The sequence below is a fragment of the Granulosicoccus sp. 3-233 genome (assembly GCF_052681095.1).
Genome location: NZ_JBQYLE010000001.1, coordinates 945,979 through 960,848, shown reverse-complemented (window position 1 = coordinate 960,848; position 14,870 = coordinate 945,979). Strand labels below are relative to the sequence as shown.

At 57.1% G+C, this 14,870-nt stretch carries 13 protein-coding genes; 2 read left to right on the top strand and 11 right to left on the bottom strand.

The window, feature by feature from the left end; translation table 11 throughout:
• The 11 genes from ACUNV4_RS04145 to gyrA all read right to left on the bottom strand — a co-directional run bounded on the left by ACUNV4_RS04145 (position 1) and on the right by gyrA (position 12,687).
• Positions 1 to 432, bottom strand: a complete 432-nt coding sequence (locus ACUNV4_RS04145; RefSeq protein ID WP_430877232.1) for an ExbD/TolR family protein — start codon at positions 430 to 432, stop codon at positions 1 to 3.
• 5 nt (positions 433 to 437) lie between these two features.
• Positions 438 to 839, bottom strand: a complete 402-nt coding sequence (locus ACUNV4_RS04140; RefSeq protein ID WP_430877231.1) for an ExbD/TolR family protein — start codon at positions 837 to 839, stop codon at positions 438 to 440.
• Entirely contained in the window at positions 836 to 1,528 is a 693-nt protein-coding gene (locus tag ACUNV4_RS04135) for a MotA/TolQ/ExbB proton channel family protein (protein ID WP_430877230.1), read from the bottom strand. Before ACUNV4_RS04135 ends, ACUNV4_RS04140 begins: the two co-directional genes overlap by 4 nt.
• 511 nt (positions 1,529 to 2,039) lie before the next feature.
• Positions 2,040 to 3,668 carry a TRAP transporter large permease gene (locus tag ACUNV4_RS04130; RefSeq protein WP_430877229.1) on the bottom strand — a complete coding sequence of 543 codons (1,629 nt, stop codon included), beginning with the start codon at positions 3,666 to 3,668 and terminating at the stop codon, positions 2,040 to 2,042.
• Positions 3,668 to 4,516 (bottom strand): TRAP transporter small permease subunit, encoded by an 849-nt coding sequence (locus ACUNV4_RS04125; RefSeq protein ID WP_430877228.1) that lies wholly within the window; start codon positions 4,514 to 4,516, stop codon positions 3,668 to 3,670. Before ACUNV4_RS04125 ends, ACUNV4_RS04130 begins: the two co-directional genes overlap by 1 nt.
• Positions 4,517 to 4,632: 116 nt before the next feature.
• On the bottom strand, positions 4,633 to 5,667 hold the full coding sequence (locus ACUNV4_RS04120; RefSeq protein WP_430877227.1) for a TRAP transporter substrate-binding protein: 1,035 nt from the start codon (positions 5,665 to 5,667) through the stop codon (positions 4,633 to 4,635).
• Positions 5,668 to 5,806: 139 nt separating this feature from the next.
• On the bottom strand, positions 5,807 to 6,544 hold the full coding sequence (locus ACUNV4_RS04115; RefSeq protein ID WP_430877226.1) for a FadR/GntR family transcriptional regulator: 738 nt from the start codon (positions 6,542 to 6,544) through the stop codon (positions 5,807 to 5,809).
• 294 nt (positions 6,545 to 6,838) lie between these two features.
• Positions 6,839 to 7,687, bottom strand: a complete 849-nt coding sequence (locus ACUNV4_RS04110; protein ID WP_430877225.1) for a prephenate dehydrogenase — start codon at positions 7,685 to 7,687, stop codon at positions 6,839 to 6,841.
• Between the two features lie 31 nt (positions 7,688 to 7,718).
• The gene (gene pheA / locus ACUNV4_RS04105) at positions 7,719 to 8,852 is read right to left on the bottom strand and encodes a prephenate dehydratase (protein ID WP_430877224.1); all 1,134 of its coding nucleotides are present in this window, start codon (positions 8,850 to 8,852) and stop codon (positions 7,719 to 7,721) included.
• Complete coding sequence (serC, locus tag ACUNV4_RS04100) at positions 8,849 to 9,943, bottom strand: 3-phosphoserine/phosphohydroxythreonine transaminase (protein WP_430877223.1); 1,095 nt, start codon at positions 9,941 to 9,943, stop codon at positions 8,849 to 8,851. Before serC ends, pheA begins: the two co-directional genes overlap by 4 nt.
• Before the next feature lie 23 nt (positions 9,944 to 9,966).
• Entirely contained in the window at positions 9,967 to 12,687 is a 2,721-nt protein-coding gene (gyrA, locus tag ACUNV4_RS04095) for a DNA gyrase subunit A (RefSeq protein WP_430877222.1), read from the bottom strand.
• Positions 12,688 to 12,944: 257 nt separating this feature from the next.
• Between gyrA and ubiG the strand changes: the two genes are divergently transcribed.
• Entirely contained in the window at positions 12,945 to 13,673 is a 729-nt protein-coding gene (gene ubiG / locus ACUNV4_RS04090) for a bifunctional 2-polyprenyl-6-hydroxyphenol methylase/3-demethylubiquinol 3-O-methyltransferase UbiG (RefSeq protein ID WP_430877221.1), read from the top strand.
• A gap of 26 nt (positions 13,674 to 13,699) precedes the next feature.
• Positions 13,700 to 14,599: a squalene/phytoene synthase family protein gene (locus ACUNV4_RS04085; protein ID WP_430877220.1), complete on the top strand. Its 900-nt coding sequence runs from the start codon at positions 13,700 to 13,702 to the stop codon at positions 14,597 to 14,599.
• The last annotated feature ends 271 nt before the right edge of the window (positions 14,600 to 14,870 follow it).

Below are 14,870 nucleotides of genomic sequence, written 5' to 3'. Positions count from 1 at the left end.
TCAGCTTCCGGATTTTTCAGTCAGCAGGCGAATACTGCCAATCCCCGATTGCCGCAGGCCATCGAGCAGGACACCCAGATCCGCAGCCTTGACATCCCGATCAGCCTTGATCAACAGCTGTTCGGCGTTCGCATATCGCTCACCCGACAGCGCACGCTGTAAATCACTGAGGCTCATCGCCACACCATCCAACTGAATTTCATTCTGACGGTTGATTTGCACATCGACCACCGGTGGCGTATTGACCTCCATGTCCGCGGCCACAGGTGGTCGTATATCACTGCCATCCTGTGGCTGAATCTGCCCGGCGACCATGAAGAAAATCAATAACAGAAAAACGATATTGATCAGCGGAATCATGTTCTCGTCGCTCGACGACTTGCGCCGAGAAACCGATCGAAGCTGATCCGGAGATTGCAGGTAATCTGACACGGCTTTCAGTCCACCTCGGCCGACAGGACTTGCCCAAGCGTGACGCGGGAAAGGCCAATCCGATTCAGGCGTTCTATCGCCTGCACCATGGTCTGCACATCGGCGTCACCTGCAGGCAGTAGCGACAGGGGTCGAGACGCATCCATCCGTGCCAGCAATCGTTCATCGCTCATCACCTGCGCTGGGGATACGGATCGATCCAGCAACTCACCATCGGCCTGCAACAGCAGCACCTGTGCATCACCGGTTCCACCACCACCGGCTCCCTGAGTCTGAAATTCGAAATAGCCGAACCGACTGAATGACGATGTCAACATGAAGAACATGAGCAATATGAAGACAACATCGATCAATGCGGTCAGGCTTATCCTGCGCGACTTGCGTCGGACAGCCAGTACCGAATTCACGACACCGCTCGCTGCAGTGGTTTGCGTGAAACAACGACAGACTCCGGCTTCTGTTTATGCGCGACCAAGGAACTCAGCACATCAACATCGTTCTGCAAGCTGCCCGCCTGCACTTCCAGCTTCCGCTCGAACCAGCTATGCGCAATGGATACCGGGATGGCAACAGCAAGGCCGACAGCCGTGGTCAGCAGTGCCTGCCAGATGCCGCCGGACAGAATGGCCGGATTGACCTGGGCACCGGCACTCTCCATCGCTCGAAACGCCTCGATCATGCCGAGCACAGTACCGAACAGCCCCAGAAGCGGTGCCAGCATGGCGATGACTTCCAGAATCCTCAAATGCGATTCCTGTCGCGCCAGCCCCAACCTCGCCCGGCGCAGGGCCTCTTCTCGTATTTCCGTTGCCGAATACTCGCCACTGGCCTGCATCTTCAACGCGTGACTCAGCAAGATAGCGCGAGGATTGGATTGACCATTGACCAGCATTTGCGCTTCCAGCGGTTGATCGGCCTGCAGAAGTGCCATGGCCTTGTCCACCACATTGCCAGGTCGTTGTCGCAAAGCGATCAGTTGGCCGAGCTTGAGCAGAATGACTGTCAGCGCCAGCAATGAGAACGCGATCAGCAGCCAGACGACCGGCCCACCCGTAACCAGCATGCTCAGCAGACTGTCGAGGGTGCTCTGTGGCATCGGCGCGCTTGTCAATGCATCAGGCTGAACGGATTCTGCTAGATCGGATGGATTCAAAACGTAGTTCTCTTGATAGCACTAATGATAATCGTTCGCATTCTAATTACCGTTACCTCGACGTGTCAAGGTCTGCACAAGAATTCATGAAATAACGTTGTCCCTGCCAGACAGACTGGCGATGCTGACCTTAGCCAGTTCAGCGTTACGCTGGAGCCCTGTCAGTACCGTGCGATCGCATGGAGAGATACGTGCGGACAGCTATCAGCGTGTCAGCCGCTCGAGAGTCAAACGATGGAGGCAACCGGACTGCGGGTACGGACAGCTCGCAATGCCCTTGTGTCTGTGCACCAGGAGATTCAATCTCAGGCAGGTGTTTCTGCCTGGGTAGTCAGAGCTGCGCGCAGGCAGTCAATGCAGGCACCCATTGCAGGTGCTGCGGAGCAGGAAGTGATTTCGCAAAGGATCGACTGGTCAGCCCCTCATCGGGGACTGACCAGGTCAATGGCGGCTGCTACAGGAAGATCGTGATGATCGACGGCCAGACCAGCAGTACGCTCAATGCCAGCAATTGCAGCCCGATGAAAGGCAGGAAGCCTCGGAAGATATCGGTCAGAGAAATATGTGGAGGCGCTACCGACTTCAGGTAGAACGCTGCCCCACCGAATGGAGGTGACAGGAAACTCACTTGCATGTTCATGCAGAACAGTACACCGAACCACACGGACACATGTTGTGGATCAAGCTGACCGATGAAGCCGATCTCTTCCACTGGCATGGCTTTGACGATTGGCAGAAACACCGGAATGATCAGCAACACGATGCCGACCCAGTCCATGAAGGCCCCCATGAACAACAGGATGAGCATCATGGTGAGCAGTACCAGAAAGGTTGGCATGTTGGCGTCCACGATGAGTCCGGCAATATAGGTAGGCCCGCCAGCCAGTGTGTAGGCACCTGAGAGCGCCGCAGCACCGATGGTCACCCAGATGATGGTGCCGGTAGAGCGAAGGGTACGCATCAGACTGTCCCACAGGAGCCCGACTGAAGCTTCACCACGCAACAGGGCAATGACGAATACGGCCAGTGCTCCCATGCCTGCCGCCTCGGTGATTCCGGTAACACCGCCATATATCGAACCAAGCACGATACCGATGATGGTCACAGGCGCCAGCAAGCCCTTGCCATGTGCCCACCCCTTGAATGAGCGCTCACGTCCGATGACTAGAAATATGACAACCAGGCCAAGGACCATGACTCCGCCAAGGTACGGCAGGTGAGAACTCATCCCCAGCCACAGAGGCCCTTCGTCTTCAGACAGATTGGCATTGACGCCGGTTACTGTATAGATGGCCGCTCGCGCAAACAGCAGCGTGGCCAGTCCCGTCACCACGATGGCCAGAAAGCCGAGAAACATGCTGCGCTTCTCTGCCCCTTCGGGATCTTCCGGGCCGGGCTCCGGCAATGGTGCCAGAGACGGGTTCATGCGAGTACGAATGATGATGTAGATGATGATGAAACTGGCCAGCATGAAGCCTGGCAGAAAGGCCCCGGTGAACAGGGACTTGATGGAAGTTTCAGTGATCAGTCCGTAGATGATCAGGACGATCGATGGCGGAATCATGGTGCCCAGAGAACCGGAGGCACAAATGGTACCAATGGCCAGATTCTGGTCGTAACCCAGACGCAGCATCTGCGGTAATGCAATGAGGCCGAGCAGGACAATCTCGCCGCCGATGATGCCGGACATGGCTGCCAGCAACACGGCCATCACCGACGTGACGATGGCAATACCACCGCGAACACGGCTGAGCCAGAAATCCAGCGAGTCGTACATGGATTTTGCAACTCCGGAGCGCTCCAGCAGAGATGCCATGAATATGAACAATGGCACGGAGATCAGCACGTATTCGGTCAACAGGTCGAATATCTTCTGCGCCAGGATGTACAACGGCCCGGTACCGGGCCTGCCAGTCAGCAAACCATCACCGAAGCTCATGGGGTCAGTAAGCAGCGTGGGCTCGAACTTCATGATCATGACCACCAGCGCGAGAACCGCCGACGCCAGCCCAAGAGGCATGCCGATCGCCAGGAACAGCAACATCCCGACAACCAGTACGAGAGAAATCGTTCCTACGTCCATCAGACTTTACCTACGCTGCGTTTGATTGCTTCGAGCTCCTCTTCATCGATGTCGACAAGTCCACCGCGCTCCTCTGCGGTGAGATTCCAGTCGGCAATCAGATTCGCGGCAGCCTGGATGGCAATGAGCACTACCATGATGAGAATCATGGGTTGAATGGTGGCCGGAATGGGAGGATCGAAGGCGGTACCGAACATTTCCCATTTATAGAATTTGGTAACGAAGATCTGTTTGAAGCTGCCAAAGACCATGAAGAAGGCAAAGAACCAGATGAATGCAACAGAGATGATGTCGAATACGTGTTGCAGCCAGCGCGGCACCACGTCATACAACAGGAAGATCCTGATATGGCAACGCTGCTGCATGGCATACAGTCCGGATAACAGGAAGACGTAGCCGGCAATCCACAAGGTCAGTTCGTTCGCCCAGAGAGTCGGCGCCTCGAACACATAACGCAGGAACACCTCATAGAGCATGATGCAGGTCAGCGACAGGATGAGCAGCATGGTGACCCGACCGATGAACAGCGCAAATCGATCGATTGGCCGCCAGTAATCGTATTCCATGTGAGCACAACGCACGGTGCGCATGCCGATGATCAGCAACACGGGAATCATCACGACTGCGGCCCAGTCCAGTGGATCAGCGTAGCCGCCGAAAAGACCAGCCATGTCGGGCGTGACATCCTTGCGATAATGCAATTCTGCCAGTTGCTGCGTCAGGCTTTCACTGGCGGGCGGCAAGAGATCCAGCAGAAATGCCGGTGTGTGCCAGGTCGCCCAACCCGCACAGAGAATAAACGCGATGGGAACCAACCATTCAATAAAGCTGCCGCTGTCATCATCCATTAGCTACATCCAGATTCATGTGAAATCGGGTCGAAAGAAATAGTGGGAAGGAAAAGAGTGGCAGGCCCGCAACGGGCACTGCCACACGGGTTGGAACCCGACAGGAAGTCGGATGCCTACTGCATTGCACCCAGACTCTTCAGGAATGCAACATGGCTATCCAGCAGTTTCTTGGACTCCGGTGTTGTCGCAAACTCGACCCAGGCTGACTGAACAGCATCGCGGTATTGTGCCAGATCCTCTGGTGCCCACTCATAAATATTCACGCCTTTTTCTTCCAGATCCTTCTTGGTCTGGGCGTTCTTTACTTCATTGATGGTGGCGTTCTTCAGAGCCAGGGCCTGCATGCCCACTTTCATGATGGCCTTGTGATGTTCAGGCATCTCATCCCAGATATCCTTGCGGCAGGCAAGATGGTCAGCCGGCATGGAGTGAAAGCCCGGATAGTTGGCGTGCTCGGCAATGTCATACAGACCCATGCCCATGTTGTTTGTCAGGTTGGCGGCATCCGCACCGTCAATGATGCCGGACTCCAGAGCCGTGAACACTTCGTTGAAGTCCATCACTACCGGCGATGCTCCCAGGTTCTTGAACACCAGGGTTTCCATGCCCGGAGGCGAACGGAACTTCCAGTTTTTCAGGTCTTCGACACCACGGATAGGCTTGGTTGATGCCAGCGATTCCGGACCGGGAATCCACCAGCCGACAAATTCCATGTCGTAGGCGTTGTACAACTCATTGATGCTGGCATAGCCGTCACCATGCAGCAACCAGGCAAGTTGCTGATAAGGGTTGCCGTAGCCACCCATGAGGTCGCCGGCAAACTGAAACGCCGGGTTCTTGCCTGTCTGATAAGCCCCACCTGTCATGTCACAATCGAGGATGCCGGTAGCGGCAGCATCGAAAGTTTCAGTGGACTTGACCACCGCAGATGAATAGAACATTTCGATCTGTATTTCACCATTGGACATGGCGGTGATATCGTCAACGAATTCCTTGGCCAGTTCCCCGGACAGGGTTTCCGGAGAGAAATGCGTCTGGATGCGCAGCTTGGTATCTTCCGCACTTGCAGTACCAGACGCCATGGTGAGCGCCAGTGTGGCAACGCTGGTCGCGGCCAGTGTTCCTACACTCTTGAAATTCTTGTGCATACTATTCCTCACTATATTAACGAGATGAAAAATCAGAACAGGCACGTCTGGCCTGAGCCTGACTGGTGGTAGTCTTTCGACCGGATCTGGAAACGCTGGCTCACTGGACATCGCGAGCTGGCTCGACAGGCTGACATGATCAGACCGCCGCAATCACTGCATTGATACGACAAACTGCATCCTTGATGAGAAAGGCCATTCTGGCCTTTGCCTCCTCACTATTGCCACGGATAATGGCATCACTGACTGCCTCGTGAAACGGCAGAATTATCAGAATGGTGTCTCTGTCCGGGTTCGTCAGGCGAATGCTGGACAACAACGCCGAATAGATGATTCCAGCCAATGCCAGCAGGAATTCATTGTGTGCGGCCCGTAATACAGCTCGATGAAATCGGGCATCGGCGACCACGAATTTCCTGGGATCATCCACTTCATCCTGCATGGCATTGATGGCACTGCCAATTTCATCCAATTCTGCAGGGGTGGCCCTCTCAGCTGCCCAGAATGCTGCCTGAGGTTCGAAGAGCTGCCTGGTCTCGGCCAACTGCAAAAGCATGGCGGGATCAGCAGGTACCGACAACTGCCAGGCCATGACGTCATCATCCAGCAAGCCCCATTCCTCGCGAGGCTTGATCCGGGTACCAATTCCTCGGCGTACTTCCAGAAGCCCCTTGCCGACCAACACTTTCATCGCATCACGAATGACGGTTCGACTGACACCGAAGCGTATCGCCAAGGCTGCTTCGTCCTCCAGCAGACTGCCCGGCGAATACGCACCGGTAACAATGCTGCGACCGACCTGAGCCGCCACTTCCGAACTCAGACTCGGAGCCAGCGCCGGCATTGCCTTGAGGTTGTAATACGACGCTTCGTCCATGAGACGAATTTAATCATATTATGTTTGTCGTGAATACCCTTATTCACAACTCTTGTGACGCTATTTTCAAATCGTGGGTTAGTTCGCAGTATTCGATCAAGCGCACTCGCAGCATGATTGGAGAATATTACCAACTCTTAGCGAAAAACCGGCCAAATTTATCGTCAACTGCCACGATTCAAGCATACACGACCAGAAATTCGGAACAGCTCACTACATTCTTGACAGACCACTACGGCATAAAGGTGGCAGAATGTGGCGCCCATTCTCAGAGAAATCCGCAGAGGCCGATACTCAGATGTGCTCGTCGCGAGCGTTTCTGGCCCGACTGAAAGTGGCTTCCAGCGTATCGCCGTCACGACCATCGATCGCTTGTCGCAACTGCTGCAGATGACTGTCGAGATTATCCATGGCCTGTAGCAAGGCGTCACGGTTGGTCAGACAGACATCCCGCCACATGATCGGATCGCTGGAGGCAATTCGAGTGAAATCCTTGAATCCACCCGCCGAGTAACGAAAGATTTCCTCCGATTCCTGCTGCCTGGCCAACATGTCCACCAATGCAAAGGCCAGCACATGAGGCAGGTGACTGGTAGCCGCCAGCACCCGGTCATGCTGCTGCGGGTCCAGAGATTCCACTTCAGCGCCAGTCTGCTCCCAGAGCTGGCGCACAAGCGCCGTTGCAGACTCATCGGTTTCAGCCAGAGGTGTCAACAGTACTCGCCTCCCCTGGTAGAGACTGCCATCGGCAGCATCCACACCCGTTTTCTCGCGGCCCGCGATCGGATGACCGGGTACGACGCGGGACAGGCTTCCAAACACGGCACGCGCATCGTCAATGAAGGGTGCCTTGACGCTGCCGGCATCGGTGATGACTGCTGTTGCTTTCAGGTGAGGTCTGATGCTCTCGAGTTGCGCGCGCATGCTGAGCATCGGCACTGCCAGCATGATGATATCGGCATCGGGTACAACGTCAGCCGCGTCGGTACTGAAGCCATCGATGAAACCCAGCTCCTGCCCTCGTCTGCCCGTCGCTTCCGAGCGAACCAGAGCAGTGATCTCACCGGCATGGCCGGATTGCTTCAATGCAGCTGCCAGCGAGCCACCGATCATGCCCAGGCCAACGATACACAAGGTGCCCATCAATCTCTGCCCGGTACAAGAAGACTCATGCTCACAGTGCTCGCGGGTAGGAGCCCAACACCTTCAGCAAGGGCGTCAATTCGCGCAGCTCATCCAGTACCGGTGCCAGGTTTGCATCATCCTGATGCCCATTGACGTCGATGAAAAAATGATACTCCCACAAGGCCGATCGTGAAGGTCGTGATTCGATACGGGTCATGCTGACACCAGCCTCTTCCAAGGGCTGTAGCATGCGCCGCAAACCACCGGGCTTGTGCGGCGCCGCAATCATCAGCAGCGTCGAATCGTCACCACTTGGCGGGACGTCCTGATCACCGATGATCAGAAATCGGGTTGTATTGTTTCGCTCATCCTCGATACCACTTACCAGGCTGTTCAGGCCGTAGAGTTCGCCAGCAGTCTCACCGGCAATGGCAGCATACTCGGGGTGCTCGATGGCAAGACGCGCCGCTTCGGCATTGCTGCTCTCACTGATGCGTTCGGCATTGGGCAGATTGGCATTGAGCCAGTGCCAGCACTGCGCCAGTGCCTGAGGATGCGCATGGACAGTCCGGATATCCGTCAGGGACTCGCTGCGGCTGAGCAGGCAATGCTGGATACGCATGCTCAATTCGCCGCACACACGCAAAGGGGTACGTGTCAGCAGATCCAGAGTCAGATTGATGGTGCCCTCGGTCGAATTCTCTACCGGCACAACACCGAACCGGGCACGTCCAGTCTCCACAGCCTGAAAGATGTCCGCAATGCCGGCTTCCGGAACGGTCTGCACAGCATGACCGAAATGACGGTCGGCAGCGGCATGACTGTAAGTGCCTTCCGGACCCAGATAGGCCACTCGCATCGGCTGTTCGAGCGCCAGACTCGCCGATATGATTTCACGAAAGATGCGCTGAACGGCCTGATCACTCATGGGGCCCTTGTTGCGCCTTGCTACTTCCTTGAGAATCTGCGCTTCGCGTTCCGGTCGATAGAAATCCACTGCCTTGCCATCGGCTTCGGCCAGTTTGACGGCAGCCACCTTCAGAGCAGCAGCGGCGCGCTGATTCAGAAGAGCCTGGATCTGCAGATCCACACTGTCTATTTCCTGGCGGATATCCGACAGTGCCAGTGGGCTGACCTGGTCAGCATTGGCCTGGTTCTTTCCATCCGGATGTTCGGTACTCATGAGTGCTGTTCAGCGAAGTAATGAAGGTAGTCAACCAGCTCATCAACCGACTGGTCAGGCGTGGCATTGTAAAGACTGGCCCGCAGACCTCCCATTGATTTGTGCCCCTTGAGACCGATGAATCCTCGACCGGCAGCGCCTTGCAGAAACTCTCCCGTCAGCGATTCTTCAAGGAGCTGAAACGGCACGTTCATGCGCGAACGATTCCGAGGATGCACACGATTGATGTACAGATCGTGACTGTCGATGGCGGCATACACACTCTGCGCCTGACGCTCGTTGCGCTCGGCAATCGTCGACAATCCGCCTTCTCCCAGCAACCACTGGAACACCAGCCCGGCGGCATACCAGGCAAACGTGGGCGGCGTGTTCAGCATGGAACCGGCCTTGGCCATCGCCGCATAGCTGAACACGGGTGGCAGGGTTTGTCGTGCGCTGCGCTCAAGCAGCTCGTCGCGCACGATGACCACGGTAATCCCGGCAGGACCGATGTTCTTCTGCGCGCCCGCGTAGATCAGCCCGTAGCGCTCGACCTCTATCGGACGTGACAGGATTGACGATGACATGTCGCAGACCAGTGGTAACTGGCTGTCGGGGAGCTCGTCCAGCACAATGCCATCAATGGTTTCATTGTCCGTCAGATGCAGAAAGCTGGCACCGTTGCAATCTGCCCACTGCGAGCTGTCGGGCAAGTGTATGAGAGGCTGATCCTGACAGCTTGCCACGGTGTCGACCTGAGTCAGCTCAGCGGCAGATGCCATGGCCTTGCGCGACCAGTAGCCACTGTCGAGATAGGCTACACGACCCTCGAGGTCCAGATTCTGTACACACAGACTGAACTGGGCACTGGCTCCGCCCTGCATGAAAAGCACACTGTAGTCGTCAGGTATCGCCATCAACTGACGCAGATCGGATTCCGCTCGTGCGGCGATATCCGCAAAATCCTCGCTGCGATGACTCATCTCGAGTACCGACAGGCCGCGCCCCCTGAAGTCCAGGAGTTCGCTCTGCATACGTTCGAGCACCGAGCGCGGCATGGCTGCCGGCCCGGCATTGAAATTGGCTACTCGCGCAAGCGTAGAGTCAGACAAGGGTGACAGTACTCCGCAGTGGATCAGTTGTCTTCATCGTCGGCGTCGGACGAATCCTCATCCTCTGCTGGCTCGGCCGAATCGCCATCCACATCGGAAGCATCTGCCGAGACATCAGAGGTGTTCTCCGCATCGACAGGCGCTTCCGAGCCATCGTCTGTCGAGACGGCGGCGGCGCCTTCTTCGCCATCCTGAGTGTCATCCTCGGCACTGACAACATCGGATTCATCGATCGGCGTCAACTCCACCAGAGATTCACCGGCATTCAGACGAATCAGTCGCACGCCCTGCGTATTGCGCCCAACGGTGGTAACACCTTCTACCGCAGTACGCACCAGCGTACCGGCATCGGTAATCAGCATGATTTCGTCATCCTCGCCGACCTGGACCGCTCCGATGACCGGACCGTTACGTTCAGTCGTCTTGATGTCGATCACGCCCATGCCACCGCGCCCCTTGGTGGGATAGTCTTCCGGCTTCGTGCGCTTGCCATAACCATTCCGTGTGGCACTGAGTATCGTACCCTCGCCTACCACGATAAGACCGATGACACTGTCTTCTTCCGGCATGCGGATACCTCGCACACCGGCGGCCGTTCTGCCCATGGTGCGTACAGCGGACTCGTGGAAACGCATGGCGCGACCGCCGCTGGAGAACAGCATGATGTCGCTGTCACCGGTGGTCAGTCCGACATCGATCAGATAGTCATCGATACGCAGGTCGATGGCGATGATGCCATTGGTGCGTGGTCGCGAGAAATCGGACAGGGCCGTCTTCTTGACCACGCCCTTGCTGGTGGCAAACATCACGAACTGGCTTTCGCTGTATTCGCGTACCGTCAATACGGCATTGACGCGTTCGTCGTCTTCCAGTGGCAGCAGATTGACGATGGGACGACCCCGCGACCCGCGACTGGCCACCGGCAATTCGTAAACCCGCTTCCAGTAGACCTTGCCGACGCTGGTGAAGAACAACACCGTGTCGTGCATGCTGGCTATGAAGAGCTTGTCGACGAAGTCCTCGTCCTTCATGGTGGTCGCGGATTTGCCGCGACCGCCGCGTCGCTGGGCGCGGTAGTCTGACAAGGGTTGCGCCTTGACATACCCACCATGAGACAGGGTGACAACCACGGATTCGTCAGCAATCAGATCTTCCACCGTCATTTCAGAGTGGTCGACCTGTATGGCGGTACGGCGCTGATCGCCATATTTTTCAATGATGGCGACCAGCTCTTCGCGAATGACGAGGCGCAGGCGCTCGGGGTCAGTCAGGATATCCAGGTAATCCTCGATCTTTTCGAGAATCTCCCGGTATTCGGCGATGATCTTGTCCTGTTCCAGGCCGGTGAGCCGATGCAATCGCAGATCGAGAATGGCCTGCGCCTGAACTTCTGTCAGCTGATAGCGACCGTCGTGCAGACCATACTGCTCACCAAGGTTTTCCGGCTTGGATGCGGCAGCGCCGGCTCGCTCGAGCATGCCACTGACGATGCCCGGCTCCCAGGTCTGCCCGACCAGCTTTTCCTTTGCCTCGCCCGAGTTCTGCGATTCCTTGATCAGCTGAATGATGGGGTCGATATTGGCCAACGCCACAGCCAGACCTTCCAGCACATGTGCCCTGTCCCGCGCCTTGCGCAACAGAAAGACCGTGCGACGTGTCACCACTTCGCGCCGATGTCGGATGAAGGCATTGAGTACCTGCACCAGGTTCAGCAGTTTTGGCTGACCTTCGTCCAGTGCCACCATGTTGATACCGAACACGACTTGCAACTGGGTCTGCTTGTAAAGCTGATTGAGCATGACGTCGCCGGACTCGCCACGGCGCAGCTCGATCACCATGCGCATACCGTCCTTGTCGGATTCGTCGCGCAGCTCGGTGATGCCTTCTATCTTCTTGTCCTTGACCAGCTCGGCGATCTTTTCCAGCAGTCGGGCCTTGTTGACCTGATACGGCAGCTCGTGGACGACGATGGTGTCCTTGCCGGTCTTTTCGTTGTGCTCGACCTCGGCCTTCGCCCGGATATACAGCTTGCCACGACCGGTTCGATAGGCCTCCTTGATGCCACGCGCACCATTGATGATGCCGCGGGTCGGGAAATCGGGTCCGGGCAGGTGCTCCATCAGTTGCTCGACAGTGATGTCAGGTTCATCCAGCATGGCGATGGTGGCGTTGATGACTTCCGAGATGTTGTGTGGCGGTATGTTGGTTGCCATACCCACCGCGATGCCGGTGCCACCATTGACCAGCAGATTGGGTATGCGCGAAGGCAACACACCGGGCTCGCTCTCCGACCCATCATAGTTGGGGATGAAGTCGACGGTTTCCTGATCGATGTCCGCCAGCAGATCCTGTGTCATTTTCGCCATGCGCACTTCGGTGTAACGCATGGCAGCCGCCGGATCACCATCGACCGAGCCGAAGTTGCCCTGGCCGTCTATCAGCATGTAACGCATGCTGAAGGGCTGCGCCATGCGCACCATGGAGTCGTAGATGGCAGAGTCGCCATGCGGGTGGTACTTACCCATGACTTCACCCACGACACGGGCTGACTTGCGATACGGGCGATTGAACTCATAGCCCTGCTCATGCATGGCGTACAGAATGCGACGGTGTACCGGTTTGAGCCCGTCGCGCACGTCCGGCAGGGCGCGCGACACGATTACGCTCATGGCGTAATCGAGGAACGACTGCCGCATCTCGTCTTCGAGGTTGATGGGCAGAATTTCTTTAGCGAAATCAGACATGGAGCGAAGGGCCAAACGAGGTGGCGATCGAGTCAGATCAACCGAATGATTCTATCACATCGAAGACAGTCAAACCCAAGCAGCATGCCGCTTGCGGGGCGTGGCTCTGTCAGATTCAACAGTGACGGGAATCACCGGCAAACCGGTTGTGCCCGTATCACGTAAACTTGCATCACAGACCCGAATCCGTGCGATCCGGCGCTACACGCCCGGCAGTATGTACCGGACGTTATCCCATCCGTCAGACAAGGCAAGTCATGAGCAGCAAGATACACAATGCAGATCCGGCAGAACTGGCCAAATTCCAGGATCTGGCCAGTCGCTGGTGGGATGCCAACAGCGAATTCAAACCCTTGCACCAGATCAATCCACTGCGTCTGGACTGGGTCGCCGAGCGTGCCACCCTGCCCTGCTCACGGGTTCTGGACGTGGGCTGCGGTGGCGGTATTCTGGCCGAATCCATGGCGCATGCCGGTGCCGATGTACTGGGCATCGATCTGGCCGAAGCACCGCTGGCCGTGGCTCGTCTGCATGCTCTTGAAACCGGTGCCGAGCTGGATTATCGCGAGATCGCCGCAGAGGATTGTGCGGCCGAGATGCCCGGCAGTTTCGACTGCGTCACTTGTCTGGAAATGCTGGAGCACGTCCCCGACCCGGCCTCGACGGTCCGGGCCTGTGCCACCCTGGTGAAACCCGGGGGTCGAGTGTTCTTCTCCACCATCAACCGCAATCCGAAGTCCTGGGTGTTCGCCATCGCCGGAGCCGAGTACATCCTGCGGCTGCTGCCCCGTGGCACGCATGAATGGAAGAAATTCATCAAACCCTCAGAGCTGGCCACCTACTGCAGACAGGCAGGGCTTCGAGTCGATGAAATCATCGGCCTGACCTACAACCCGCTGACACGCCAATACAAGCTGGAGCAGGATGTCGACGTCAACTACATGATTGCCACCACACGCATCGACCCGAACAGCAGGGACGACTGAACCCGGTCGTCACGGATCTTCACCCCATGCTTACCATTCGAGAAGGATCGTCGCTCTACTACAGCCTGTTGTGGACAACTCCTGCGGCCCGCCAGCGTTTCATCGAGCGCCTGCATCTCATCCAGTCCTTGAGCACCACCCTGGAGGACGTACAGGAACCACAGGTTGCCGAACGCAAGATTCACTGGTGGCATGAAGAACTGCAGCGACTGATGGAGGGTACCGCTCGCCACCCGGCCACGCAGGCCACCCACGACAGCATGGCAGAGCAGCAACAGGCAATGGCGTGCTGCCTTGCCATACTTGGTGCTGCCTCGACCCTCAGGTTCACACCCCCGGCGAGCGATGCGGAAGTCGATACCCTGCTGGAACAGGATTACAGTGCCCGTCTTGCTTTGCTGGCCCATGCCTTGTCGGACAACGATGCCGAACTGGACCCGCAGCGTCACTCGCAGCGGCTTGCAAGAGCACTGGGCAAACACGAACGCTTGTCTCGCTTGCCAGTTATGCTGCATCGGGGACAGCCCGTATTCAGCACCGAGATGTATCAGCGATTCGGCATCCGCCCGACCGACCTGGCCTCACATATCCGCAAATCGGAAACGCAGACCAGCGACGCCGATGACGTTACAGCGGAACCCGCCAGCACGCTCGATGCCATTGCCGTGGTGGTGGACAAGCCCGCACGCCAGTCACTGCTGAATGCCGCAATTGCCGATGCCCATCACGACTTCGCCCAGGCCCTGAAAGAGCCGAGCAGTCGACAGCACTACCGCCAACGCTCATTGCTGCCGTTGTGGCGACTGAGCATACTGAGAGAAAGGCAGCTGGCACTGTGGACGCGACGCCCCCCGGACCTGCTCCGCGAACGCAGCACACTCACCCCTGTACACAAGCTCTTCTGGGCCTGGCGCCACCGACGTTGAAGGACAGGCTCATTCAAGCCTTTGGAAGGGCAGACTGCGGACCGCCCCGAATTTACCGATCGATGTCCTGCCCATGGCAAGACGTACTGACAAGACTGAAGACCCCCTGGCTCGTCTGACGGCCATGGCGACATCGCCCAGCCTTGAACGACAACCTTGCAATGCAGCCTCATTGATCGGTATCGTTCGGCTTTGCTTACGCACAGCACGCCGGAGTCGACGATGCAACACGCGTAACAACATGTCCCCTTCAGTCCTCGCACCGCATGGC

Excerpts from the sequence above, each read along its gene's own strand:
- ACUNV4_RS04120 (WP_430877227.1), bottom strand. The coding sequence starts at position 5,667 with ATGCACAAGAATTTCAAGAGTGTAGGAACACTGGCCGCGACCAGCGTT.
- pheA (WP_430877224.1), bottom strand. The coding sequence starts at position 8,852 with ATGAGTACCGAACATCCGGATGGAAAGAACCAGGCCAATGCTGACCAG.
- ACUNV4_RS04110 (WP_430877225.1), bottom strand. The coding sequence starts at position 7,687 with ATGGGCACCTTGTGTATCGTTGGCCTGGGCATGATCGGTGGCTCGCTG.
- ACUNV4_RS04085 (WP_430877220.1), top strand. The coding sequence starts at position 13,700 with ATGCTTACCATTCGAGAAGGATCGTCGCTCTACTACAGCCTGTTGTGG.
- ACUNV4_RS04115 (WP_430877226.1), bottom strand. The coding sequence starts at position 6,544 with ATGGACGAAGCGTCGTATTACAACCTCAAGGCAATGCCGGCGCTGGCT.
- ACUNV4_RS04125 (WP_430877228.1), bottom strand. The coding sequence starts at position 4,516 with ATGGATGATGACAGCGGCAGCTTTATTGAATGGTTGGTTCCCATCGCG.
- ACUNV4_RS04130 (WP_430877229.1), bottom strand. The coding sequence starts at position 3,668 with ATGGACGTAGGAACGATTTCTCTCGTACTGGTTGTCGGGATGTTGCTG.
- gyrA (WP_430877222.1), bottom strand. The coding sequence starts at position 12,687 with ATGTCTGATTTCGCTAAAGAAATTCTGCCCATCAACCTCGAAGACGAG.
- ACUNV4_RS04135 (WP_430877230.1), bottom strand. The coding sequence starts at position 1,528 with ATGCCACAGAGCACCCTCGACAGTCTGCTGAGCATGCTGGTTACGGGT.
- ubiG (WP_430877221.1), top strand. The coding sequence starts at position 12,945 with ATGAGCAGCAAGATACACAATGCAGATCCGGCAGAACTGGCCAAATTC.